Here is a 23,546-nt window from a genome sequence, read left to right on the forward strand (position 1 = left end):
TGCCGGCGCGGTCAACCCGGCGGGCGACGGGCGGGCACCGGGGCCCGCCCGTCGGCGCCGCTCACTGCGCCTCGACGATCATCCCCGCGCCGACCGTACGGTTGGTGGTCTCGTCGATGATCACGAATCCGCCGGTGGTGCGGTTGCGGCGGTACTCGTCCGCGAGCAGCGGCACGGTGGTCCGCAGCCGCACCCGGCCGATCTCGTTGAGCCTCAGCTCGCCGGCCGACTCGTCCCGGTGCAGCGAGTTGATGTCCAGCCGGTAGTGCAGGCCGCGCACGATGGCCCGCGCCGAACGGGTGGTGTGCTTGACGGCGTACTTGCCGCCGACCTGGAGCGGGCGGGTCTCGTCCAGCCAGCAGACCATCGCCTCGATGTCCTGCGCCACCGCCGGGGCGTTGTTGGGCCGGCAGATCATGTCGCCCCGGGAGATGTCGATCTCGTCTTCCAGGCGTACGGTCACCGACATCGGCGGGAACGCCTCCGCGACCGGCCCGTCGGCGGTCTCCACGGCGGAGATCCGGCTGGTGAAGCCGGACGGCAGCACCATCACCTCGTCGCCCGGCTTGAGCACCCCCGAGGCCACCTGACCGGCGTAGCCACGGTAGTCGGTGACGGTGGTGGACTGCGGCCGGATCACGTACTGCACGGGGAACCGGACGTCGACCAGGTTGCGGTCGCTGGCGATGTGCACCCGCTCCAGGTGGTGCAGCAGCGACGGCCCCTCGTACCAGGGCATGTTCTCCGACCGGCTGACGATGTTGTCGCCGCGCAGCGCGGAGATCGGCACCACCGTCAGGTCGGGCGCGTCGAGCTTCGCGGCGAACGCCGTGAACTCGTCCGCGATCCGCTCGAAGACGTCCTGCGAGTAGTCGACCAGGTCCATCTTGTTGACGCAGAGGACCAGGTGCGGCACCCGCAGCAGCGAGCAGAGGAACGCGTGCCGCCGGGACTGCTCGACCAGCCCCTTGCGGGCGTCCACCAGGATCAGCGCCAGGTCGGCCGTCGACGCCCCGGTGACCATGTTCCGGGTGTACTGGATGTGCCCCGGCGTGTCCGCGATGATGAACTTCCGCCGGGGCGTGGCGAAGTAGCGGTAGGCCACGTCGATGGTGATGCCCTGCTCCCGCTCGGCCCGCAGGCCGTCGGTGAGCAGCGCCAGGTTCGTGTACTCGTCGCCGCGCGCCGCGCTGACCGCCTCGACGGCGGCGAGCTGGTCGGTGAAGAGCGACTTCGTGTCGTAGAGCAGCCGACCGATCAGGGTCGACTTGCCATCGTCCACGCTGCCGGCGGTGGCGAACCGCAGCAGGTCCATCGGCCGGGCATCCGGCACGGCCCGGGCGTCCGTCGGGTCCGCGCCGGCCGGCGGGGCGGTCTCGGTGGTCATCAGAAGTAGCCCTCCCGCTTGCGGTCCTCCATGGCGGCCTCGCTGACCCGGTCGTCGCCGCGGGTCGCGCCGCGCTCGGTGATCCGGGTGGCCGCCACCTCCTCGATGACCTTCTCCACCGTGTCGGCGTCGGAGCGGACGGCCGCAGTGCAGGACGCGTCGCCCACCGTCCGGTAGCGCACCCGCGCCTTGAACCGCTCCTCGCCCGCCCGGGGGCGGAAGAACTCGTTGACCGCGTAGAGCATCCCGTCCCGCTCGACCACCTCGCGCTCGTGCGCGTAGTAGATCGACGGCAGGGCGATCCGCTCGCGGGCGATGTAGTGCCAGACGTCCAGCTCGGTCCAGTTGGACAGCGGGAAGACCCGGATCGACTCGCCCGGGTGGTGCCGGCCGTTGTAGAGCGCCCACAGCTCCGGACGCTGGTTCTTCGGGTCCCACTGCCCGAACTCGTCGCGGAAGCTGAACACCCGCTCCTTGGCGCGGGCCTTCTCCTCGTCGCGGCGGGCACCGCCGAAGAGCGCGTCGAAGCGGTGCTTCTCCACCGCCTCCAGCAGCACCGGGGTCTGGATCCGGTTGCGCATCCCGTCGGCCGACTCGCGGACCAGCCCGCTGGCCAGGGCCTCCGGGACGCTCGCCACCACCAGCTGCAACCCCAGCTCGGCGACCCGCTGGTCCCGGTATTCGAGCACCTCGGGGAAGTTGTGGCCGGTGTCCACGTGCATGACCGGGAACGGGATGTTGGCCGGGGCGAACGCCTTCTGGGCCAGCCGGAGCATCACGATCGAGTCCTTGCCGCCCGAGAAGAGCAGCACCGGCCGCTCCATCTCGGCGACCACCTCGCGCATCACGAAGATGCTCTCGGCCTCCAGCGCGTCGAGGTGCGACACCTGGTAGGCGGCGGGGGCGGTCATGACACGGGCTCGCTTCGGTCGAATCCGCTCATCTGATTCCAGACCTTTCCGGTCGGGCATGCCAAGAATTGCCGATCAGGCTACCCGGAATGACGCTGCAGCGCTGCAAGCAACCGACTGGCGAGATCCTTGCGACAGACCAGCAGATCGGGTAGACGCGGATCCGCCTCGTTGTATTTCAGCGCAGAACCGTCGATCCGGGAAGCGTGCAGTCCGGTGGCCGTCGCCACAGCCACCGGCGCCGCCGAGTCCCACTCGTACTGCCCGCCCGCGTGGATGTAGGCGTCCACCTCGCCGGTCACCACCGCGGCGATCTTCGCCCCGGCCGAACCCATCGGCACCAGGTGCGCCCCGACGTCCTCCGCCAGGTCCGTCAGGAACACCGGCGGCCGGCTCCGGCTCGCCGCCAGCCGGATCGTCCGCCCGCCGGGCGCCGTCGCCGCCTCCACAGTCATCGGCGGGTACGCCGGCGGATAGTCCGTGCCCAGCACCCGGTGCTGCGCCGGCAACGCCACCGCCCCCGCGACCAGGCCGTGCGGTGCCGGCGCCGTACGTGCCCAGAGCGCCACGTGCACCGCCCAGTCGGAACGGCCCTCCTCGGCGAACTCACGGGTGCCGTCCAGCGGGTCGACGATCCACACCCGGTCCGCGGTCAGCCGCGACACCGCCCCGGCGTTCACCTCCGCCGCCCAGGCCAGCCGCGAGCCCTCGTCCTCCTCGGAGAGCACCGCGTCACCCGGCCGCCACCTCGCCAGCTCGGTGCGGATCAGGTCGTGCGAGACCTTGTCCCCGGCCGACCTCAGCGCGCCCGGATCGGCGAAACCCATCTCGGCCCGCAGACCGAGCAGCGCCTGACCGGCCCTGGCCGCCAGCCACCGGGCGAACGCGCCGTCGATCATCGGAGGACTGCCCATAACCCCTGCTCCCGTCGCCTCGCACGCTCCGCGCCGGCACGCCGGGCCCCGCCACCGGTCGCGCCACGCCGAAAGGCGCAGACTACCGGCTCACCGCGGGCGACCGGGGGCTCACACCCCGTGGTAGAGGTTCTGCGTGGGCTCCACGCCCCTGGTGACCACGGATTCCACCACGTCCGCCGCGCGATCCACCAGGAACTCCAGCTCCTTGCGCTCGACCGCGCCGAAATCCGACAGTACGTAGTCCGCCGGGTCCTGCCGGCCCGGCGGCCGGCCGATGCCGAACCGCACCCGGACGTACTCCTTCGTGCCCAACGACTTCGACATCGACCGCAGGCCGTTGTGCCCGCCCTCGCCGCCGCCACACTTCACCCGGAGCTGGCCGTAGCCGATGTCCAGCTCGTCGTGCACGGCGATCACCCGGCCCGGCGGCACCTTGTGGAACTGGGCCAGGCCGGCCACCGGCCCGCCGGAGAGGTTCATGTAGGTCAGCGGCTTGACCAGCACCAGCTTCGGCCCGCCGAAGCCGAGCCGCCCCTCGGCGACCTCCGCCACCGCCCGCTTGTGCCGGCCGAACCTCGCGCCGAGCCGGCCCGCCAGCAGGTCGGCCACCATGAAGCCGACGTTGTGCCGGTTGCCGGCGTACTCCCGACCGGGGTTGCCCAGGCCGACCACCAGCCACGGCCCCGTCTCGTCCGTCACGCCCCGCCCCTCCCGCTGCTCGCCGTCACCCACCCACCGATACGCCGACAGGCGCCCCCGACCGCGCGGGGACGCCTGTCACAACGATGCGAACCGATCAGGCCTCGGTCTTCGCCTCGGCGTTCTCCTCGCCCTCGGCGGCCGGAGCCTCGGCGCCCTCGGCGGTCTCCTCGCCGACCTCGGCCTCGGCCTCCTCGGCGGCCTCCTCGACCTCGGGGAGGGTGGCCTCGAGCTGCTCGGCGGTCGGCGCGGCGGTCACCGAGGCGACCGTCTGCTCCGCGTCGGCGGCCAGCTCGACGCCGGCCGGCAGCTCCACGTCACCGGCGGTGACCTGGGTGCCCGCCTCCAGGCCCTCGATCGACGCCTCCAGGTGGTCCGGCACCTTGGTGGCGTCGGCGGTCACCGAGAGGGTGTCGTGGTCGTGCACGATCAGGGTGTCCTTCGCGGCCTCGCCGGTCAGCTGGACCGGGACCTCGACGGTGACCTTCTCGCCCCGGCGGACCAGCAGCAGGTCCACGTGCTCGAAGGTGTCCTTGATCGGGTCACGCTGGATCGCCTTCGGCAGCGCCAGCACCTGGGTGCCGTCGCTGACCTCGATCGCGAAGAGCTGGTTGGCGCCGCCCTTGCGGATCGCGGCGGCGAACTCGCGGGACGGCAGCGCGATGTGCTTGGGCTTCTCGCCGTGGCCGTACAGCACGGCGGGCACCTTGCCGGCCCGGCGGGTACGACGGGCACCACCCTTGCCGAACTCGGTACGGGGCTCGGCGCTGATCTTTACCTCGGACACGGGGAAACTCCTGATGCTTCGCGCGGCGGCTTGTCGACTGGCGGTGCTGGGGCGAGGGGCTCGCTGGGGCTCATGCGTCGAGAACGACTGCCCGGAGCACCGCGTCGATGACGGTGCCTCCGTGCGGCGCTTGTCAGCGGCCCGCCGGGCACCCTCGCCGTGGCAACCGCACCAGTCTACCCGAGATGATTCCGAGCTTTCCGGCAGTCCCCTTATCACCGTTCCCGCCGGCCCGCAGGCCGATTCTGGCCGCCCCCGATCCGCCGCGCCGCGCCGACCGCGCCCCACCCGAAGCCGGCCGCGCCGGGCGCCGACCCCGGGCCGAAGGGGCGGTCGCCCGCCCGGCCCGGGACGCGTCAGGCCGTCGGCTCGGCCCGTCGGCGAGAGGTCACCGACGAGCCGTCGCCGTCAGCTCAGGCCCGTCGTCGTCAGCTCAGGCGCGTCGCCGTCAGCTCAGGCCACCGAAGAGGGTGGTCACCGAGCCGTCGTCGAACACCTCGCGGATCGCCCGCGCCAGCAGCGGCGCGATCGACAGCACGGTGATCTTGTCGAGCTGCTTCTCCGGCGGCAGCGGCAGCGTGTTGGTCACCACGACCTCGCTGATCGGGCTGTTCTTCAGCCGCTCCGTCGCCGGGTCGGAGAGCAGCGCGTGGGTGGAGGCCACGATCACGTCGGCCGCACCGGACTCCCGCAGGATGTCCGCCGCCTTGCAGATCGTGCCGCCCGTGTCGATCATGTCGTCGACGATCAGGCAGACCCGCCCCTCGACCTCGCCGACCACCCGGTTCGCCACCACCTGGTTCGGCTTCAGCGGGTCCCGGGTCTTGTGGATGAAGGCCAGCGGGCAGCCACCCAGCCGGTCGGTCCACCGCTCCGCCACCCGCACCCGACCCGAGTCCGGCGCCACCACCGTCATCGGCCGGCCCGCGTACTTGTGCTCGACGTACTCGGCGAGGATGTCCATCGCGAAGAGGTGGTCGACCGGGCCGTCGAAGAAGCCCTGGATCTGCGCGGTGTGCAGGTCGACGGTGAGGATGCGGTTCGCCCCGGCCGTCTTCAGCAGGTCCGCCACCAGGCGCGCCGAGATCGGCTCCCGGCCGCGGTGCTTCTTGTCCTGCCGGGCGTACGGGTAGAACGGCAGGACCACGGTGATCCGCTTGGCCGAGCCGCGCTTCAGCGCGTCGATCATGATCAGGGTCTCCATGACCCAGGTGTTGACCCCGTGCGTCACGGACTGCACCACGAAGGCGTCCGAACCGCGCACCGAGTCCTTGTACCGTACGAAGATCTCGCCGTTGGCGAACTCGTAGGCGTCGGCCGGCGTCGGCGCGACGCCGAGCACCTCGCCGATCTCCTTGGCCAACTCCGGAAAGCCACGTCCGGAAAAAAGCATCAGGCTCTTGCGGTTTTCGGCGACGATGCTGCCCATGGGCCCGTCTGCTCCCGTTGGTCGGTGGTACCCGGCACGGTGGTGGTGGACCGGGGACTATTCGGTTGCAGTATCCCCCGCGCCGGACGCCGGCCTGACCGCCTCGGCATCCCCGTGGATTGCCTCACCTTCACTTGCCCCGGCGGCCCGCGCCGACACACCCTCGCCGCCGTCGCGGGCCCGCTCGGCGGCCTCGGCGGAGGCGGTGCCGGCCCGCTTGCGGGCCACCCACCCGTCGATGTTGCGCTGCGGCGCCCGGGTCACCCCGAGCGCGCCCGGCGGCACGTCCTGGGTGATCGCGCTGCCCGCCGCCACGTACGCCCCCGCGCCCACCTCCACCGGCGCGATCAGGCTGGTGTCGCAGCCGATGAAGGCCGCCTCGCCGACCGTGGTGCGGTGCTTGTTCACCCCGTCGTAGTTCACGAAGATCGTCGCCGCGCCGATGTTGGCCTTCGCCCCGATCGTGGCGTCCCCCACGTACGACAGGTGCGGCACCTTCGCGCCCGCGCCCACCTCGGAGTTCTTCACCTCGACGAACGTGCCGACCTTGGCCTTCTCCGCCAGCCGGGCGTCCGGCCGCAGGTACGCGTACGGCCCGACGCTGGCGCCCGGGCCGACCTCGGCGCCCACGGCGTGGCTGCGCAGCACGGTGGCGCCCGGGCCGACCACGGTGTCGATCAGCGTCACGTCCGGCCCGACGACCGCGCCGGCGCCGACCACCGTGCCGCCGCGCAGCTGGGTGTTCTGGTCGACCACCGCGTCCCGGTCCAGGGCAACCGTCACGTCGATCCAGGTGGTGTCCGGGTCGAGGAGGCTGACCCCGGTGCGCATCCACGCCTCGTTGACCCGGTCACGCAGCAGGCGGCGCAGCGCGGCCAGCTCGACCCGGTCGTTGCAGCCCAGCGTCTCCACGTGGTCCGCCGCCACGTGCACCGCCACCGGCTCCCCGGCCGAGACCAGCAGGCCGAAGACGTCGGTCAGGTATTCCTCGCCCTGGTCGTTGTCGGTCGACAGCTTGCCGAGCGCGTCGCGCAGCCGGGCCACGTCGAACGCGTAGATGCCGGCGTTGATCTCGCGGATCGCGCGCTGCGCCGCGGTCGCGTCGCGCTCCTCGACGATCTGCTCCAGCCGCCCGTCGGCGTCCCGCACGATCCGGCCCAGGCCGGTCGGGTCGGGCACCTCGGCGGCGAGCACGGTCGCCGCCGCGCTCTCGCCCTCGTGCGCCTCGACGAGCGCGGCCACCGTCTCCGGGCGCAGCAGCGGCACGTCGCCGTTGATCACGACCACGGTGCCGGTGGCGTCGGGCACCGCGTCGAGCGCGATCCGGACGGCGTGCCCGGTGCCGAGCTGCTCGGCCTGGAGCACCGGCGTGGCCTGGGGGGCGATCTCCGCCAGATGCGCGCGGACCTGGTCGGCGCCGTGGCCGACCACGACCACCGTGCGGTCCGCGGCCAGCGGCGCGGCCGCGGTGAGCACGTGGCCGACGAGGGTACGGCCGAGCAGCGGGTGCAGCACCTTGGGCAGCGCCGACTTCATCCGCTTGCCCTCCCCGGCGGCGAGCACGACAACGGTGCGGAGGTGGGGCTGGGACACGACGCGGGCTCCCGTCGGGACGGCGGACAGTCTCGCGGCCATGCTAACCAGACGGCGTCCGCGACGAGCGGAAGCTCCCGGGAGAGGACTCGAACCCCTACAATCAGGACCAAAACCTGACGTCCTGCCATTAGACGACCCGGGACGGTCTAAAACGGGCAAAAAAGCAACCCGCCGGCCCCTACACCTTAGCGCCCCGGGCCGGCGACGCCATCGCTCATTCCCTTCATGATCCCCTCGATCTTCCAGTAGAGGCGGCTCGATCGCAGGACGTAGACGGTGAGGCAGCCCCGATAGTCATCTCCGACGTTCTGCCGCTTCGTCTCCGGCCGGTGTCGTTTGAGCGAGGAGCGCTGGAACTTCTCCGCCGGCACCCCGACCAGGTCTGCCCACCACCGCACCGCCGCCGCCTCGTCGGCACTCTCGTGAATGTTGACCCGGAACCGCAGCGCAGCCGGGGCGACCCCCAACGCCTCGACGAACCGGAGGAACAGCAGCACCAGGACCGGGTCGCTGTTGATGAACTTGACCCGGCAGTCATTGGGCCGCCACGGCTTGGCCTTGCCGCCCTCGCACCAGTAGATCGCCGCGCCGACCAGGACGAGTTCGCGGTGACGGAGCTGCTTGACCCAGGCCGCGACCTTCGTCACCGTCTCGGCTCGGGCCGCGTCCCGGACGGCACGGTGTCGATCCCACTGCGCATCGGTCATGACCTTGGAGTGCGCCCTTCGGCGCGCCCTCGCCTCGTCCGAGTCGTGGTCGATCGGAAGGTGACGCACCCACTGGTAGGCGGTGGACCGAGCCACCCCCACCCGCTTCGCGATCTCCGGCACGGTGCACCCGCCGCGACGCAGACGCAGCGCCTGCTCGTAGAGCTCCGGGAGTGGCCCGCGGTAGCTGGGGGCAGGCTGCGCCGGTGACGATCCGGCGGTTGGTGGATCAGTCATGAGCAGCACGTTAGTACGGGCGTACGACAGTTCAGGCATTCATTCGCGACGCTGTCCCGTGCGCGCCGAACGAAGCTAAGTTACGGTGACGTAGGCGTAACTTCGTGATCGATCGTCCCTCTGCGAGGTGCCATGTCCACCACCCTTCTCGAGCCCGCGCCGGGCCCCAAGCCGCTTACCCAGGGAAGCCAGTCCCGAGGCATCCTCGTCGCCCTCTGGGCGTTCGTGGTGATCCCCTTCCTCGCCCTCCTCGCCGCCGTACCGGTCGCCTGGGGCGGCTGGCTGGGCTGGACCGACGTGGCCGTCGCCGCCTTCTGGTACGTCATCTCGGGGCTGGGGATCACCGTCGGCTACCACCGCTACTTCACCCACGGCTCGTTCAAGGCGAAGCGCTGGCTGCGGGTGGCGCTGGCGGTCTCGGGATCGCTGGCGGTGCAGGGCGACATCATCCAGTGGGTGGCCGACCACCGACGGCACCACGCCTTCTCCGACCTGGAGGGCGACCCGCACTCGCCGTGGCGGTTCGGGGAGAGCGTGCGCGGCCTGACCAAGGGCCTGTTCCACGCGCACGTCGGCTGGCTCTTCGGCCGGGAGCTGTCCAACCGGGAGCGGTTCGCCCCGGACCTGCTCGCCGACCGCGACATCAACCGGGTGGACCGGCTCTTCCCGCTGCTGGTGACCGTCTCGGTGCTGGGGCCCGCGCTGATGGGCGGCCTGCTGACCTGGTCGTGGCAGGGCGCGCTGACCGCGCTCTTCTGGGGCGGGCTGGTCCGCATCGCGCTGCTGCACCACGTGACCTGGTCGATCAACTCCGTGTGCCACGTCTACGGCGAGCGGCCGTTCGCGATGCGCCAGGGCGACCGGGCGTCGAACTTCTGGCCGCTGGCGATCCTGTCGTTCGGCGAGAGCTGGCACAACCTGCACCACGCCGATCCGACCTGCGCGCGGCACGGGGTGTTGCGGGGCCAGGTGGACATCTCGGCCCGGGTGATCTGGCTGTTCGAGAAGGCCGGCGCGGCCTGGGACGTGCGCTGGCCGAAGCCCGAGCGCATCGCGGCGAAGCTCGTCAAGCCGGCCACCGGGTCGTAAACCGGGCGGTGCCTGTCGGGGCCACCTGGCAGTATGGCCGGGTGACCGAGCAGAGCGGGGGCGACGGCGGGTTGCCCCGCGCCGCCGGTGCCGGCGACGAAACGGTCGGGCGGCGCGGCGACGCCATCCGGCCGGTCGCCGGTGAGGCGACGACGTGAGCCGGCACACCGACGGCACCATCCCACGACAGGGCGTCACCGAGCGCCGGCGGAGTGACGACATGGCGGATGTCCCTGGCAGCAACGGCGGCACCGGCCGGCGGCGGGCGGTCGCCGCCGGCAAGACCTCCTCACGGGTACGCATGTCCGCGGCCCAGCGGCGCGAGCAGCTGATCTCGATCGCCCGGCAGATCTTCGCCGAGCGGGGTTTCGACGCCACCTCGATAGAGGAGGTGGCGGCCCGCGCGAAGGTCTCCAAGCCGGTGGTCTACGAGCACTTCGGCGGCAAGGAGGGGCTCTACGCGGTGGTGGTGGACCGGGAGGTCCGGGCCCTGCTGGACCGGATCACCACGGCGTTGACCGCTGGCCATCCGCGCGAGCTGCTGGAGCAGGCGGCGATGGCCCTGCTGACCTACATCGAGGAGGAGACCGACGGCTTCCGGGTGCTGGTGCGCGAGTCCCCGGTGCTGTCGGCGACGGGCAACTTCAGCAGCGTCATGAACGACGTGGCGCACCAGGTGGAGCACATCCTGGGCGCCGAGTTCTCCAGCCGGGGCTACGACCCGAAGCTGGCCGAGCTCTATTCGCAGGCGCTGGTGGGCATGGTGGCGCTGACGGGCCGGTGGTGGCTGGAGGTGCGCAAGCCGCGCAAGGAGACCGTCGGGGCGCACCTGGTCAACCTGGCGTGGAACGGGCTGTCGCACCTGGAGGCCAAGCCGGGGCTGATCACGGCGCGAGGTCGCTGAGCGGGGCGGGGTCGCCGGACGGGGCGGCCCGTCAGCGGTGCGCCTCGGAGACGGGGTGGTGGCGGCGCCGCCGCTCCTCCTCGGCGTGCTCGTCGGTGCCGACCTTGTCGTACAGGCCGGTGCCGAGCAGGAGCAGCCCGAAGAGCATCGACACGATGACCGTGGACATCGAGAAGTTGAGGAAGTTGGCCTCGGTCTGGAGCACGGCCATCATGAGGATGCTGGTCACCAGGAAGACGACCCCGGCGGTCAGGTTCATGTGGTGACCGAGGTTGCCGCGCCGTGAGGCGCCGACGATCAGCACGACCCCGAAGATCACCGAGGCCAGCGAGAACGCCAGGTTGGTGCGGAGCCCGAGGACCCAGGCGTCGCCGCGGTCGAAGAGCGGATCGCCCCACGTCAGGGCGACGCCCCAGACCCCGAAGACCAGGATGTAGAGGCCGACCAGCCCGGCGAGGAGCCGGTAGATCGGCCGGGCCGGATGGTTCACCGGAAAGTGCGGCATGACCCCTCCACCCGATTGGTGACGATCACCCGATTGTCACCCGGACAGGAGCCGATGTCCGGCGAAACGCCTGAAGGCAGCGCCGAGGGGGAGGCAGAACCAGAAAGGTCCCACCCCACCGGGCCGCAGGGGCCGGGGTGGAGCGGGACCACGACAGGTTTTCGCCGGAGCCCGACCGCGCAGGGATCAAGCCTGACCGCCCGCAGCGGGTCGGGCTCCGGCGAGAACCGAGAGCAACCGGAAGAACTCAGAGCACGAGCCGGGCCTTCTGCCAGGCCTCCTTCTCCTCGTCCGTGCCGACCTTGCCGTACATGCCGACCATCAGCAGCACCAGGCCGACCACCATCAGCACGATGACGGTGATGATGCTGAAGTTGAAGATGTTGGCCTCGGTCTGGATGAAGGCGAGGCCGGCGAGGCTGATCGCCATGATGGCGTACGCCAGCCACTGGTTGATCATGACGTCGATGTTGCGACCGATCGCGGTGCCGGCCAGCACCGCGGCCCCCAGCAGGACGCTGAGCAGCGAGAACCCGAGGTTGGTGCCCTGCGCCAGGACCTTGGTGTCGTCCTGGGCGAGGATCTCGTTCCCGGCGCTCGCGATGATGCCGAGCACGCCGAAGGCCACCAGGTACAGACCGGTCAGCCCGCCGATCGCCCGGTATACCGGCCGCGCGGGGTGGTTGACGGGGGTGTGGGCCATGTCTGTGTCTCCAACGCCGTTCGGGTGAGGGGTCGCGGACGATTGTCCCGCACGTCGCGGTGTGACGCCGCACACGGGGTGCCTCCCGCGCGCGGCGTCATGACAGAGGGACGCCTCAGATCGCCGGGATCTCGTCCGCCAGTGCCAGCCACGACTCCTCGGTGCGCTCCCGCTCGGCCCGCAGCTCCTTGAGCTGCGCGTCGAGTTCGGCGACCTTGGCGTAGTCCGTGGCGTGGGTGGCGAGCTGGTCGAGCAGGCTCGCCTCCTTCTGCTCCAGCTTGGCGACCTGCCGTTCCAGCCGGGCGAGCTCCTTGCGCGCCTGCCGCGCCTCGGCGGCCGACATGCCGGCGGGGGCGGGCGTGCCGGCGGCGGTCGGGGCCGCCACGGCCGGGGCCGGCTCGGGCCGCCCGGCGGCGCGGGCGAGGTACTCGTCGACGCCGCCGGGCAGGTGCACGAGGCGCCCGTCGCCGAACATCCCGTACGCGACGTCGGTGACCCGCTCGATGAGGTAGCGGTCGTGGCTGGCCACGATGACGGTGCCGGGCCAGGAGTCGAGCAGGTCCTCCAGGGCGGCGAGGGTGTCGGTGTCGAGGTCGTTGGTGGGCTCGTCGAACAGCAGCACGTTCGGCTCGCCGGCGAGCAGCCGGAGCATCTGCAGCCGCCGGCGCTCGCCACCGGAGAGGTCGCTGACCGGCGTCCAGAGGCGCCGGTCGTCGAAGCCGAAGACCTCGGCGAGCTGCGCGGCGGAGACCTCGCGGTCGCCGAGCTGCACCCGGCGGGCGACCTCCTCGACCGCTTCGAGCACGCGCAGGTGGCCGGGGAGCTCGGCCAGCTCCTGGGAGAGGAACGCCGGCCGGACGGTCGAGCCGGTGGCGAGGCGCCCGCCGTCGGGGCGGGTCACGCCGGCGAGCATCCGCAGCAGGGTGGTCTTGCCGGCCCCGTTGCGGCCCAGGATGGCGATCCGGTCGCCGGGGCCTACCTGCCAGGTGACGTCGTGCAGGATCTCCTTCGGGCCGGCGTGCAGGGTGACGTGCTCGAGGTCGTACACCTGCTTGCCGAGCCGGGCGGTGGCGAGCCGTTGCAGCGACATGGTGTCGCGCGGCGGCGGGACGTCGGCGATGAGCGCGTTGGCCGCGTCGATGCGGAACCGCGGCTTGGAGGTGCGGGCGGGCGGGCCGCGACGCAGCCACGCGATCTCCTTACGGAGCAGGTTCTGCCGGCGGGCCTCGGTGGCCGCGGCGACCCGCTCGCGCTCGACGCGGGCGAGGGTCCACGCGGCGAACCCGCCCTCGTACGCCCGGACGGTCTGGTCGGCGACCTCCCAGGTGGTGGTGCAGACGGCGTCGAGGAACCACCGGTCGTGGGTGACCACGACGAGCGCGCCCCGGCGGCCGACGAGGTGCTTCGCGAGCCAGTCGACGCCGCCGACGTCGAGGTGGTTGGTGGGCTCGTCGAGGATCAGCAGGTCGGACTCGCGGACCAGCAGCGCCGCCAGGGCCACCCGCCGCCGCTCGCCGCCGGACATCGGGCCGACGGGCTGGTCGAGGCCGAGATGGGGCATGCCGAGGCCGTCGAGGATGGCGCGCACGCCGGCGTCGCCCGCCCACTCGTGCTCGGCGCCCATGCTCTCGCCGAGCCAGGCGGTGCCGAGCACGACGTCGCGGACGGTGGCCTCGGGGGCGAGCGTCAAACTCTGCGGCAGCCAGGCGACCCGCAGGTCGCGGCGGTGGGTGACCCGCCCGTCGTCCGGCTCCTCCTGCTTGGTGAGCAGCTGCAGCAGGGTGGACTTGCCGGCGCCGTTGAGGCCGACGACGCCGATCCGGTCGGCGTCGTCGAGGCCGAGCGAGACGTCGGTGAGCAGCGCGCCGGCGGCGCCGTACCCCTTGGACACCCGGTCCAGGTTGACGATGTTGGCCACGACCTCACCCACCTCCCATGATCAAGGCGTCCCGGTGCCGGTCGGCACCTGGGACGCCTGAGCCTTCCAGGGTACGCGGACGCCCCGGCTCCTTCCGGCCGGAGCCGGCCCGGGTCAGACGACCCGGGCGCCGGCGACCGGGCCGTGGGCGGTGCGCGCCTCGCGGCACACCCCGGCGGACTCCAGCTCGGCGGCGATCCGCCCGGCGTCGGCGGCGTCCGTCGCGAGGAACACGCAGGTCGGCCCCGAGCCGGAGACGATGCCGGCGAGCGCGCCGGCTGCCTCGCCTGCCTTCAGGGTCTCCGCCAGCGACGGGCGCATGGCCAGGGCGGCGTCCTGGAGGTCGTTGCCGAGGGTCGCGGCGAGCACCCGGGGGTCCCGCTGGCGCAGCGCGGCGAGCAGCGCGTCGGTGCTGCCCAGCGGCTCGCCGGCGGTGCCTGCGTCGCGGAGCCGGTCCAGCTCCCGGTAGGCGGCCGGGGTGGAGAGGCCGCCGTCGGCGACGGCCACCACCCAGTGCCAGGAGGTGGGTCGGGCCAGCACGGGGCTGACCGCCTCGCCGCGGCCGGTGCCGAGCGCGGTGCCGCCGTGGATCAGGAACGGCACGTCGCTGCCCAGGTCGGCGGCGATCCCGGCCAGCTCGTCGCGGGACAGCCCGGTGCCCCAGAGCACGTCGCAGGCGACCAGCGCGGCGGCGGCGTCGGCGCTGCCGCCGGCCAGCCCGCCCGCGAGCGGGATCTGCTTGCGCAGGTGCAGCCGGGCGTGCGGCGCCACCCCGGCGTACGCGGCGAGGGCGCGGGCCGCCCGGATGGCCAGGTTGGAGTCGTCCAGGGCCAGCTCGCCGGCGCCCTCGCCCTCCATGGTGAGGGTCAGGGTGTCGCCGCGGCGGGCCGTCAGCTCGTCGTGGACGGAGATGGCGTGGTAGACGGTGTTCAGCTCGTGGTAGCCGTCGTGGCGCAGCGGCCCCACCCCGAGATGCAGGTTGATCTTGGCGGGCACCCGGACCCGCACCGGCCCGCTGGCGCCGCGCCGCCGCTGCTCGTCCTCGTCGTCCGGTCCCCAGGCCTCGGTCACCGGGCGATGTCCCGCGAGCGGAGGCGGATGTCGAACGGCTTGGTCACGATCAGCTCCTCGGCGGCGTCGGCGGCGGGCCCGTGCCGGCCGTCGACCAGGTCGTACGCGTGCACGTGCGGTGGCCCTCGGCGGGCCCGGCGTCAGCCTACTGTGCGGCGGACGGAGCGGCCGGGGCCGACGCGGCGATGGCGGCGAACTGCTCGACGGTGAGCGCCTCGCCGCGCGCGCCGGGGTCGACGCCGGCGGCGGCGAGCGCGGCGGCCGCCCGGTCCGCGCCGCCGGCCCAGCCGGCCAGCGCGGCGCGCAGGGTCTTGCGGCGCTGCGCGAACGCCGCGTCCACCACGGCGAAGACCCGCTCCCGGGGTACGTCGTGGCGGGGCGGCTCGCGGCGGGCGAAGGCGACCAGCCCCGAGTCGACGTTCGGCACCGGCCAGAACACGTTCGGCGGGACCTTCCCGGCGGCGCGGGCGCGGGCGTACCAGGCGAGCTTGACCGAGGGGACGCCGTACACCTTGGAGCCGGGACCGGCGACGAGCCGGTCGGCGACCTCCTTCTGCACCATCACCAGGCCGTGGCGCAGGCTGGGCAGCTCGGCGAGCAGGTGCAGCACCACCGGCACGGCCACGTTGTAGGGCAGGTTCGCCACCAGCGCGGTCGGCGCGGGGTCGGCCAGGTCGGCGGCCCGCACCCGCAGCGCGTCGGCGTGGTGCACGGTGAGCCGGGCGGCGTCGGGGCCGGCGTGCCGGGCGGCGGTCTCCGGCAGCGCGCCGGCCAGCGTCGAATCGATCTCCACGGCGTGCACGTGCGCGGCGACGGGGAGCAGGGCCAGGGTGAGCGAGCCGAGGCCGGGCCCGACCTCCAGCGCCACGTCGTCGGGGGTCAGCCCGGCGGCGGTGACGATGCGCCGCACCGTGTTCGGGTCGTGTACGAAGTTCTGGCCGAGCCTCTTGGTGGGGGCGACGCCCAGCCGGGCGGCCAGTTCCCGGATCTCCGCCGGGCCGAGGAGACCGGTCACGCCCCGTAGCCTATGCGGGCCGCCGCCGGGGCGCGCGTGCCAGGGGTCCTCCCGGTCACCACGGGCCGAAGACGCGGTCGCCGGTGGCGGAGATGGCGGCGCAGAGCTCGTCGAGGTCCGTGCCCGTCGTCGCGGCCAGCGACCGGACGGTCAGCGGGATCAGGTACGACGCGTTGGGCCGGCCCCGGTGCGGCATCGGGGTCAGGTAGGGCGCGTCGGTCTCCACCAGCATCTGGTCGACCGGGGTGACGGCGGCGGCCTCGCGCAGGGCGGTGGCGCTGCCGAAGGTGACCGTGCCGGCGAAGCTGAGCAGGAATCCCCGGCGGACGCACTCGCGGGCGAAGTCGGCGTCGCCGGAGAAGCAGTGCAGCACCACGGTGTCGGGGGCGCCCTCGTCGTCGAGGATCCGCAGCACGTCGGCGTGGGCGTCCCGGTCGTGGATGACCAGCGCCTTGCCGTACCGCTTGGCGATGGCGACGTGGGCGCGGAAGCTCTCCTCCTGGACGGCGCGCCCCTCCTCGCCGGTGCGGAAGAAGTCCATGCCGGTCTCGCCGACGCCGCGTACCCGGTCGCGGGCGGCGAGCGCCTCGATCTCGCGCAGCGCCTCGTCGAGGTCGGCCAGGCGGGGCGCCTCGTTCGGGTGCAGCGCCACGGTGGCCAGCACCGCCGGCTGGGCGTCGGCGACGTCCGCGCCCCACCGGGACGACGCCACGTCCACGCCGACCTGCACCAGCCGGTCGACGCCGACGGAGGCGGCGACGGCGACGGCGACGGCGACCGGGTCCTCGGCGGGGCCGCCGCCGGGCACGCCGGCCTCGCTGACCGTGATGTCGAGGTGGGTGTGGCTGTCCAGCACGGGCCGGGGCAGCGGCGCGGGCGCGGGCGGGAACTCGCCGGCCCGGCGGGCGGCGCGCTGCTTGCGGGTTTCGGTGGGCTCGCTCATCGCAGGCCAGCATCACACACCGCCGCCGCCCGCCGTCGCGGGGACGCCACCGGCCGTTCACCGGCCCGCGCCGGCATAACCGGGGGCGGGACGGGAACGCGCACGCGTCCGACCGTCACTGACCAGGAGACGCGCATGCCCTTCATCACCGTGGGGACGGAGAACTCCGCCCCCGTCGACCTGTACTACGAGGATCACGGCTCCGGTCAGCCGATCGTGCTGATCCACGGCTTCCCGTTCAACGGGGCGACGTGGGAGAAGCAGGTCGGGCCGCTGCTGGCGGCCGGCTACCGGACGATCACCTACGACCGGCGGGGTTTCGGCAACTCGGCCCAGCCGGCGTTCGGGTACGACTACGACACGTTCGCCGGCGACCTGGACGTGTTGATGGCCGAGCTGGGCCTGCGCGACGCGATCCTGGTCGGCCACTCGATGGGCACCGGCGAGGTGACCCGCTACCTGGGCGTCTACGGCTCGCAGCGGGTGGAGCGGGCGGTGCTGCTGGCCCCGCTCGCGCCGTTCCTGCTGAAGACCTCGGACAACCCGGAGGGGGTCGAGAAGAGCCTCTTCCAGGGCTTCCAGCAGGCCATCCTCGACGACCGCTTCGCCTATCTCACCACCTTCTGCGAGGCGTTCTTCAACTACCAGGAGAACCGGGGCAGGCTGGTCAGCGAGGAGGCGTTCCGGGCGCACTGGGAGATCGGCGCGCGGGCGTCGGCGAAGGGCACCCACGACAGCGTGGAGGCCTGGCAGACCGACTTCCGGGGCGACGTGTCGCGCATCGACGTGCCGGTGCTGATCGTGCAGGGCGACTCCGACGCGGTGCTGCCGTACGCGAAGACCGGGCAGCGGCTGCAACCGATGCTGCCCGGCAGCCAGCTGGTCACCCTCAGGGGCGCGCCGCACGGCATCCCGTGGACGCACGCGGCCGAGGTGAACCGCGCCATCCTGGACTTCATCGGGGCGCCGGCGATGGCCCGGGCCTGACGGCCGACCGGGGCGGGTCGTCGCCGCCCGTACGACGACGGGCGCGCCCCCGGGCAGGGGGCGCGCCCGTCGGTGCCGTCGGCCTCAGCCGGCCAGGCGGGCCAGCTCCTCGTCGACGATCGACGGGTCGAGCTTGCGGAAGACCGGCTTCGGCGCGGCCAGCGCGCGGCCCACCTCCAGCGGTACGGACTCCCAGCGCGCGCCGACCGTGTAGTCGCCGGTCAGCACCGGGTACGCGGGCCCGCCGTCGAGGTCCTCGACCTCCTCGATGACCGGCATCGGCGCGTGCACCCCGGTGCCGCCGAGCAGCTCGTGCACCTTCTGCGCGGAGTGCGGCAGGAACGGGGTGAGCAGCGTGTTGGCGTCGCTGACCACCTGGAGGGCGACGTGCAGGATGGTGCCCATCCGGGGCTTGTCCGCCTCGTCCTTGAGCTTCCACGGGGCCTGCTCGGAGAGGTATTTGTTGGCCTCGGCGACCACCCTCATCGCCTCGCCGATGGCCTGCTTCTGCCGGTGCCGGGCGATCAGGTCGCCGACGGTGGCGAAGCCGGCCCGGGCGGTGGCGAGCAGCGCCTCGTCGGCCTCGGTGAGCCCGGCCGGGTCGACCGGCGGGATCGCGCCGAAGTTCTTCGCCGCCATGGAGACGGACCGGTTGACCAGGTTGCCCCAGCCGGCGACCAGTTCGTCGTTGTTGCGGCGGAGGAACTCCGCCCAGGTGAAGTCGGTGTCGTTGCTCTCCGGGCCGGCGGCGGCGATGAAGTAGCGCAGCGCGTCGGCGTCGTAGCGCTCCAGGAAGTCCCGGACGTAGATGACCACCTTGCGGGACGAGGAGAACTTGCGGCCCTCGATGGTCAGGTATTCGCTGGAGACGACCTCGGTGGGGAGGTTGAGCCGGCCCAGCTCGCCCGGCTCGCCGTCGTGGGCGCCCGCGCCGGAGTAGCCGGAGAGCAGCGCCGGCCAGATCACCGAGTGGAAGACGATGTTGTCCTTGCCCATGAAGTAGTAGCCGCGGGCGTCACCGCCGGCTCCGCTGGCTGACGCGACACTGCCCTCGCGGCCCTTCGGATTCCAGTACTTCCGCCACGCCTCGGGGTCGCCGGAGCGGCGGGCCCACTCGATGGAGGCCGACAGGTAGCCGATGACCGCGTCGAACCAGACGTAGATCCGCTTGTCGCCGCGGTCGCGCCAGCCGTCGAGCGGGATCGGCACCCCCCACTCCAGGTCGCGGGTGATGGCCCGGGGCTGGAGGTCGTCGAGCAGGTTGCGGGAGAAGCGCAGCACGTTGGGGCGCCAGCCCTCGCGGTTGTCCAGCCACTGCCGCAGCACGTCGGCCAGGGCGGGCAGGTCCAGGAAGAAGTGCTCGGTCTCGACGAACTTCGGCGTCTCGCCGTTGATCTTCGACTTGGGGTCGATCAGGTCGACCGGGTCGAGCTGGTTGCCGCAGTTGTCGCACTGGTCGCCGCGGGCGCTGTCGTAGCCGCAGATGGGGCAGGTGCCCTCGATGTAGCGGTCCGGCAGGGTCCGGCCGGTGGACGGGGAGATCGCGCCGGTGGTGGTCTTCGGGACGATGTAGCCGTTGCGGTGCAACCCCTGGAACAGCTCCTGCACCACCGCGTAGTGGTTGCGGGTGGTGGTGCGGGTGAACAGGTCGTAGGAGAGCCCGAGCGCCCGCAGGTCCTCGGCGATCACCCGGTTGTACCGGTCGGCCAGCTCGCGCGGGGTGACCCCCTCGGCGTCGGCCTGCACCTGGATCGGGGTGCCGTGCTCGTCGGTGCCCGACACCATGAGCACGTCGTGGCCGGCCATCCGCATGTACCGGCTGAAGACGTCGGAGGGAACGCCGAAACCGGAGACGTGGCCGATGTGGCGCGGGCCGTTGGCGTACGGCCAGGCAACCGCCGCGAGAACGTGACTCATGACCAGCAAGCCTAGTGACCCGGCTCAGGTGACCGCGAACCAATAGGGTCCCCGGGTCGGCGGTCCGGCCGGATCGGGTCGACCGTTGGTCCGATTTGTCGCCGACACGCGGCGTGAGCTGCCGTCCTGCGTACCGGCGTCGGGGTGCAATGGACGTCGTGACTGGCAGACGAGCGGCCCGCGACCACGACGACCGCGGCCCTGGCCCGACGGGCGGCGGCGCTCCCGGGGCCGCGCGCGGCGCCGTCGCGCCGCAGCGGCGGGTGGTGCCGGCCGCCGCGCCGGAGCCGCCCGCCGAGCCCGCCGTCGAGGTCGAGCCCACGACCGGGGCGCCGGTCGACGCCGTGCCGCGCCGGGTCCCGGTCCGACAGCCCCAGCACCGGCCCCGCCGGGGGCCCTCCCCGCCCGGGGGTACGCCGGGCGGCGACGACGCCCCGGGCGGTCCGGACGGCGGCGACGACGGGGCCTACTGGGCGCCGATCGAGCAGGTGCACTGGGACGGCACGCCGATCAGGGAGGAGCCGCCGCACGAGCGGCAGCGCCCCTCGCGGGACGGCGGCGGGCGCCCCCGGCGCGCCCCGCAGCCGCCCGACCCGCTGCCAGGGCTGGCCGCGCTGCTGGCGTTGAGCCTGGTCGCGGCCTTCTTCTCGTGGGTGAGCGCGGGGCCGTTCTGGCTGGCGGTGGGGCACGCCACGCGGGGCACCGTGGTGATCGTCGACTGCGACGGGGGCGGGCTCACCCAGCGCTGCCGGGGCAACTTCTTCGCCGCCGAGGGGTCGTGGATCGCGCACGGCGTACGGGTCAGCGGGGTGGCCGCGGAGCGGACCGCGACCGGCGCGTCGGTGCCGGCCCGGATGACCGGCCCGGACGGCGGCACGGCGTACGCGGACGCCGGCGCGGCCGGGCACCTGCGCTGGCTGCTCGGCCTGCTGGTGGTGCTCGGCTGCTGCGCCGGGATCGCCCGGTGGACCGGGGCCACCCGGCTCGCCGACCCCAAGCTGCGGCGCTGGGCGGTGACGGGGGCGGTGGTCGGCCCGCTGGCGATCACCCTCGGCTTCCTCGTCGCCGCCTGGTGAGCCGCCTCCGGCTACGCCGGGGCGTGCACGACGCCGTAGACCTCGCGGCGGCGCAGGCCGTACTCCGTGGCGACCTCGGTGATCGCGTCGCGCCGGGACAGGCCGGCGGCCTCGCGGGCGGCGACGGCGGCCCGCAGCGCGTCGTCGTCGGGCCGTTCCCGGGCCGACTCCGGCGCGCCCGCCACCACCAGCGTGATCTCGCCGCGCGGCTCCCCCTCGGCGGCCCAGTCGGCCAGCTCGCCGAGGGGGCGGCGGACGATCTCCTCGTACGTCTTGGTCAGCTCGCGGCACAGCGCCGCCGGCCGGTCGGCGCCGAACGCGGCGGCCAGGTCGGCGAGCGCGCCGGCGACGCGGTGCGGCGCCTCGAAGAAGACCAGCGTCCGCTCCTCGGCGGCGAGGGCGCGCAGCCGGGAGCGGCGGGCGCCGGGGGTGCGGGGCAGGAAGCCCTCGAAGCAGAACCGGTCGCAGGGCAGCCCGGACAGGGCCAGGGCGGTGGTGACCGCGCTGGGGCCGGGCGCGGCGGTGACCGGCACGCCGGCGTCCAGGGCGGCGCGGACCAGCCGGTAGCCCGGGTCGGAGACGCTCGGCATGCCGCCGTCGGTGACCAGGGCGACCACGTATCCGGCGGTCAGCACGTCGGCCAGCTCGGGGGTGCGCCGCTCCTCGTTGCCCTCGAAGTAGGAGACGATCCGCCCCGCCACCGTGACGTCCAGGTCGCGGGCCAGGCGGGTGAGCCGGCGGGTGTCCTCGGCGGCGACCACGTCGGCGGTGGCGAGCACCTCGCGGAAGCGGGCCGAGGCGTCGGCCGGGTTGCCGAGCGGCGCGCCGAGGAGGATCAGCCGCCCCGTGTCGGACATTTCACCCACGAGAACAGCTCCTTCATCGACGACGGTGCGGGTTTCGGCGGCGACGGGCGCCACCGGGCACCTCCGCAGCCTACGATCGCCGGGTGACGAGCGCGTCGACAGCACAGAGCGCGGACCGGTCGGAACCGGATGCCACGGCGGGTGGCCCACCCGAAGGGTCCGCCCCGGCTCCCGGCGGCGGCGTTCCCGGCGTCGTCCGGCGCCGGCTGGCGACCGTGGAGGCCCGGCTGGACGGCCGCTCCTGGCTGGCGACCGGGGTGGTCGTCGCGATCGCGGCGATCCTGCGGTTCGTCGGCCTGAGCCACCCGCCCGGCAAGATCTTCGACGAGATCTACTACGCCCGTGAGGGCTGGGCCCTGGTCGACAAGGGCGTCGAGTGGAACTACAAGGACGGCGCCGCCTCCTACGTGGTGCACCCGCCGCTGGGCAAGTGGCTCATCGGGCTCGGCGAGTGGGCCTTCGGCTACTCCGACGCCGAGCACAACATCTCCGTGCCCGGCCACCTGGTGACCACCGCGCCCGAGTTCGCCTGGCGGTTCTCGGCGGCGCTCGTCGGCACCCTGTCGGTGCTGCTGCTGGTCCGCATCGGCCGGCGGCTGTTCCGCTCGACCGCGCTCGGCTGCGCCGCCGGCCTGCTGCTCGCGCTGGACGGCTTCCACCTGGTGCTGTCCCGCACGGCGCTGCTCGACATCTTCCTGCTGTTCTTCGTGCTGGCCACGTTCGGCGCCCTCGTGCTCGACCGGGACGCCCGGCGGCGGCGGTGGGCCCGGGCGCTGGAGGCGGGCCTCGACCCGGGCCGGCCGGGCCGGGCCGGGCGGCCCGCCGGCGGCTGGCGGGACTGGCCGTGGTGGCGGCTGGCCGCCGGGGTGCTGTTCGGCTGCGCCTGCGCGGTGAAGTGGAGCGCGCTCTACTTCCTGCCCGTCTTCGCGCTGCTGGTGATCTTCTGGGAGGTCGGGGTCCGTCGCTCCGCGGGCGTGCGGCGGCCGTGGCGGGACACCGCCCTCGACGAGCTGCCGTGGCTGGTGCTGGCCGGGGTGCTGATGGTGGTCACCTACGTCGCCACCTGGTCCGGCTGGCTGCTCGGCGACGACGGCTACTACCGGCTGGCGGACAGTTACCCGAACGCCCCGCTCAGCGACACCCCCGTCGTCGGGGCGCTCAACAACCTGATCGAGTACCACAAGGCGGCGTACGGCTTCCACACCGGCCTGGACGACCCGCACAAATACCAGTCGTGGCCGTGGCAGTGGCTGCTGCTGGGCCGGCCGGTCGCCTTCTACTGGTCCGGTGACGGCGCGTGCGGGGCGCCGAGCTGCGCCGCCGAGGTGCTGCTGCTCGGCACTCCCCTGCTCTGGTGGTCGTTCCTGCCGGCCCTGGTGGCGCTGGCCTGGCTGGGTGTGGCCCGGCGCGACTGGCGGGCCGGCACGATCCTGTTCGTCGTGGCGGGCGGTCTGCTGCCGTGGTTCTGGTTCGCGCTCGACGGCCGGACGATGTTCTCGTTCTACACCGCGCCGGCGCTGCCGTTCCTGGTGCTGGCGGTGGTCTACGTGCTCGGCGCGATCGTCACGCCGGCGGGACCGGCCGGGGGCGGGACGGTCGGCGCGGTGGACGCCGGCCAGGACCGCCGGCTCGTGGGCGGGGTGATCGCCGGGGCGTACGTGCTGCTGGTCGCGCTCTGCTTCGCGTACTTCTATCCGATCTTCGTCGGCAAGCTGCTGCCGTACGCGGAGTGGTCCGCGCGGATGTGGCTGGACGGTCGCTGGATCTGACCGACGCGACGCCCCACCGGCGCGGGGTCGACGGCGGCGGGCGCGCGGCGACCGGCCGCTCGTGGTCGGCGCGTGCGGCGGTTTCGTGGCCGGCCGTCCGGTCGGGCGGCCCA

Annotated in this window: 21 protein-coding genes and 1 tRNA gene; 5 read left to right on the forward strand and 17 right to left on the reverse strand. The window is 73.3% G+C overall.

Annotated features, from left to right (window positions below; all coding sequences use genetic code 11):
- Nucleotides 1-61 precede the first annotated feature (61 nt).
- From ACWENR_RS03160 to ACWENR_RS03200, 9 genes are all read right to left on the reverse strand, one after another.
- Entirely contained in the window at nt 62-1,387 is a 1,326-nt protein-coding gene (locus tag ACWENR_RS03160) for a sulfate adenylyltransferase subunit 1 (protein ID WP_452275415.1), read from the reverse strand.
- A complete protein-coding gene (gene cysD, locus ACWENR_RS03165; RefSeq protein WP_452275416.1) occupies nt 1,387-2,298 on the reverse strand; it encodes a sulfate adenylyltransferase subunit CysD in 912 nt (303 codons plus the stop codon). The genes ACWENR_RS03160 and cysD overlap by 1 nt, the downstream gene beginning before the upstream one ends.
- Nucleotides 2,299-2,378: 80 nt before the next feature.
- Nucleotides 2,379-3,212, reverse strand: a complete 834-nt coding sequence (locus tag ACWENR_RS03170) for an inositol monophosphatase family protein (RefSeq protein ID WP_452275417.1) — start codon at nt 3,210-3,212, stop codon at nt 2,379-2,381.
- A gap of 111 nt (nt 3,213-3,323) precedes the next feature.
- Nucleotides 3,324-3,914, reverse strand: coding sequence for an aminoacyl-tRNA hydrolase (gene pth, locus ACWENR_RS03175; protein ID WP_452275418.1), 591 nt, complete (start codon nt 3,912-3,914; stop codon nt 3,324-3,326).
- A 97-nt stretch (nt 3,915-4,011) separates the two neighbouring features.
- On the reverse strand, nt 4,012-4,701 hold the full coding sequence (locus ACWENR_RS03180) for a 50S ribosomal protein L25/general stress protein Ctc (RefSeq protein ID WP_452275419.1): 690 nt from the start codon (nt 4,699-4,701) through the stop codon (nt 4,012-4,014).
- Nucleotides 4,702-5,149: 448 nt separating this feature from the next.
- Nucleotides 5,150-6,130: a ribose-phosphate diphosphokinase gene (locus ACWENR_RS03185; protein WP_452275420.1), complete on the reverse strand. Its 981-nt coding sequence runs from the start codon at nt 6,128-6,130 to the stop codon at nt 5,150-5,152.
- Between the two features lie 57 nt (nt 6,131-6,187).
- On the reverse strand, nt 6,188-7,723 hold the full coding sequence (glmU, locus tag ACWENR_RS03190; protein ID WP_452275421.1) for a bifunctional UDP-N-acetylglucosamine diphosphorylase/glucosamine-1-phosphate N-acetyltransferase GlmU: 1,536 nt from the start codon (nt 7,721-7,723) through the stop codon (nt 6,188-6,190).
- Nucleotides 7,724-7,797: 74 nt separating this feature from the next.
- A tRNA-Gln gene (locus ACWENR_RS03195) sits at nt 7,798-7,868 on the reverse strand.
- 43 nt (nt 7,869-7,911) lie between these two features.
- A complete protein-coding gene (locus ACWENR_RS03200) occupies nt 7,912-8,670 on the reverse strand; it encodes a helix-turn-helix domain-containing protein (protein WP_452275422.1) in 759 nt (252 codons plus the stop codon).
- A gap of 132 nt (nt 8,671-8,802) precedes the next feature.
- Here ACWENR_RS03200 and ACWENR_RS03205 point away from each other — a divergent pair, with 132 nt between their 5' ends.
- Nucleotides 8,803-9,759, forward strand: coding sequence for an acyl-CoA desaturase (locus ACWENR_RS03205; RefSeq protein ID WP_452275423.1), 957 nt, complete (start codon nt 8,803-8,805; stop codon nt 9,757-9,759).
- Nucleotides 9,760-9,979: 220 nt separating this feature from the next.
- Nucleotides 9,980-10,663, forward strand: a complete 684-nt coding sequence (locus tag ACWENR_RS03210) for a TetR family transcriptional regulator (protein WP_452275424.1) — start codon at nt 9,980-9,982, stop codon at nt 10,661-10,663.
- Between the two features lie 31 nt (nt 10,664-10,694).
- Here the strand turns inward: ACWENR_RS03210 and ACWENR_RS03215 are convergent, their stop codons facing one another.
- The 6 genes from ACWENR_RS03215 to ACWENR_RS03240 form a co-directional block, all read right to left on the reverse strand.
- On the reverse strand, nt 10,695-11,168 hold the full coding sequence (locus ACWENR_RS03215; protein ID WP_452275425.1) for a DUF4383 domain-containing protein: 474 nt from the start codon (nt 11,166-11,168) through the stop codon (nt 10,695-10,697).
- 247 nt (nt 11,169-11,415) lie between these two features.
- Nucleotides 11,416-11,871, reverse strand: coding sequence for a DUF4383 domain-containing protein (locus tag ACWENR_RS03220; protein ID WP_452275426.1), 456 nt, complete (start codon nt 11,869-11,871; stop codon nt 11,416-11,418).
- 115 nt (nt 11,872-11,986) lie between these two features.
- Nucleotides 11,987-13,789: an ABC-F family ATP-binding cassette domain-containing protein gene (locus tag ACWENR_RS03225; protein ID WP_452275458.1), complete on the reverse strand. Its 1,803-nt coding sequence runs from the start codon at nt 13,787-13,789 to the stop codon at nt 11,987-11,989.
- A gap of 114 nt (nt 13,790-13,903) precedes the next feature.
- Complete coding sequence (locus tag ACWENR_RS03230) at nt 13,904-14,860, reverse strand: 4-(cytidine 5'-diphospho)-2-C-methyl-D-erythritol kinase (protein WP_452275427.1); 957 nt, start codon at nt 14,858-14,860, stop codon at nt 13,904-13,906.
- 145 nt (nt 14,861-15,005) lie between these two features.
- Nucleotides 15,006-15,875, reverse strand: a complete 870-nt coding sequence (gene rsmA / locus ACWENR_RS03235; RefSeq protein ID WP_452275428.1) for a 16S rRNA (adenine(1518)-N(6)/adenine(1519)-N(6))-dimethyltransferase RsmA — start codon at nt 15,873-15,875, stop codon at nt 15,006-15,008.
- A gap of 55 nt (nt 15,876-15,930) precedes the next feature.
- Nucleotides 15,931-16,818 carry a TatD family hydrolase gene (locus tag ACWENR_RS03240; RefSeq protein ID WP_452275429.1) on the reverse strand — a complete coding sequence of 296 codons (888 nt, stop codon included), beginning with the start codon at nt 16,816-16,818 and terminating at the stop codon, nt 15,931-15,933.
- 135 nt (nt 16,819-16,953) lie between these two features.
- Between ACWENR_RS03240 and ACWENR_RS03245 the strand changes: the two genes are divergently transcribed.
- Nucleotides 16,954-17,805, forward strand: coding sequence for an alpha/beta fold hydrolase (locus ACWENR_RS03245; RefSeq protein ID WP_452275430.1), 852 nt, complete (start codon nt 16,954-16,956; stop codon nt 17,803-17,805).
- Between the two features lie 84 nt (nt 17,806-17,889).
- On the opposite strand, the gene metG is transcribed toward ACWENR_RS03245, so the two are convergent.
- Complete coding sequence (gene metG, locus ACWENR_RS03250; protein WP_452275431.1) at nt 17,890-19,722, reverse strand: methionine--tRNA ligase; 1,833 nt, start codon at nt 19,720-19,722, stop codon at nt 17,890-17,892.
- 149 nt (nt 19,723-19,871) lie between these two features.
- On the opposite strand from metG, the gene ACWENR_RS03255 reads away from it, so the two are divergent.
- On the forward strand, nt 19,872-20,798 hold the full coding sequence (locus ACWENR_RS03255; RefSeq protein ID WP_452275432.1) for a hypothetical protein: 927 nt from the start codon (nt 19,872-19,874) through the stop codon (nt 20,796-20,798).
- 11 nt (nt 20,799-20,809) lie between these two features.
- On the opposite strand, the gene rsmI is transcribed toward ACWENR_RS03255, so the two are convergent.
- Nucleotides 20,810-21,655, reverse strand: coding sequence for a 16S rRNA (cytidine(1402)-2'-O)-methyltransferase (gene rsmI, locus ACWENR_RS03260; protein ID WP_452275459.1), 846 nt, complete (start codon nt 21,653-21,655; stop codon nt 20,810-20,812).
- A gap of 92 nt (nt 21,656-21,747) precedes the next feature.
- On the opposite strand from rsmI, the gene ACWENR_RS03265 reads away from it, so the two are divergent.
- Nucleotides 21,748-23,433, forward strand: coding sequence for a dolichyl-phosphate-mannose--protein mannosyltransferase (locus ACWENR_RS03265; RefSeq protein ID WP_452275433.1), 1,686 nt, complete (start codon nt 21,748-21,750; stop codon nt 23,431-23,433).
- Nucleotides 23,434-23,546: the final 113 nt, after the last annotated feature.

Source organism: Micromonospora sp. NPDC004336 (assembly GCF_053602615.1).

Bases quoted from the DNA above. Each gene is read 5' to 3' on its own strand.
- ACWENR_RS03215 (WP_452275425.1), bottom strand. From the start codon at position 11,168: ATGCCGCACTTTCCGGTGAACCATCCGGCCCGGCCGATCTACCGGCTC.
- ACWENR_RS03255 (WP_452275432.1), top strand. From the start codon at position 19,872: ATGGACGTCGTGACTGGCAGACGAGCGGCCCGCGACCACGACGACCGC.
- ACWENR_RS03160 (WP_452275415.1), bottom strand. From the start codon at position 1,387: ATGACCACCGAGACCGCCCCGCCGGCCGGCGCGGACCCGACGGACGCC.
- ACWENR_RS03210 (WP_452275424.1), top strand. From the start codon at position 9,980: ATGGCGGATGTCCCTGGCAGCAACGGCGGCACCGGCCGGCGGCGGGCG.
- ACWENR_RS03220 (WP_452275426.1), bottom strand. From the start codon at position 11,871: ATGGCCCACACCCCCGTCAACCACCCCGCGCGGCCGGTATACCGGGCG.
- ACWENR_RS03185 (WP_452275420.1), bottom strand. From the start codon at position 6,130: ATGGGCAGCATCGTCGCCGAAAACCGCAAGAGCCTGATGCTTTTTTCC.
- ACWENR_RS03240 (WP_452275429.1), bottom strand. From the start codon at position 16,818: ATGAGCGAGCCCACCGAAACCCGCAAGCAGCGCGCCGCCCGCCGGGCC.
- ACWENR_RS03205 (WP_452275423.1), top strand. From the start codon at position 8,803: ATGTCCACCACCCTTCTCGAGCCCGCGCCGGGCCCCAAGCCGCTTACC.
- ACWENR_RS03245 (WP_452275430.1), top strand. From the start codon at position 16,954: ATGCCCTTCATCACCGTGGGGACGGAGAACTCCGCCCCCGTCGACCTG.
- ACWENR_RS03170 (WP_452275417.1), bottom strand. From the start codon at position 3,212: ATGGGCAGTCCTCCGATGATCGACGGCGCGTTCGCCCGGTGGCTGGCG.
- cysD (WP_452275416.1), bottom strand. From the start codon at position 2,298: ATGACCGCCCCCGCCGCCTACCAGGTGTCGCACCTCGACGCGCTGGAG.
- rsmI (WP_452275459.1), bottom strand. From the start codon at position 21,655: ATGTCCGACACGGGGCGGCTGATCCTCCTCGGCGCGCCGCTCGGCAAC.
- ACWENR_RS03200 (WP_452275422.1), bottom strand. From the start codon at position 8,670: ATGACTGATCCACCAACCGCCGGATCGTCACCGGCGCAGCCTGCCCCC.
- metG (WP_452275431.1), bottom strand. From the start codon at position 19,722: ATGAGTCACGTTCTCGCGGCGGTTGCCTGGCCGTACGCCAACGGCCCG.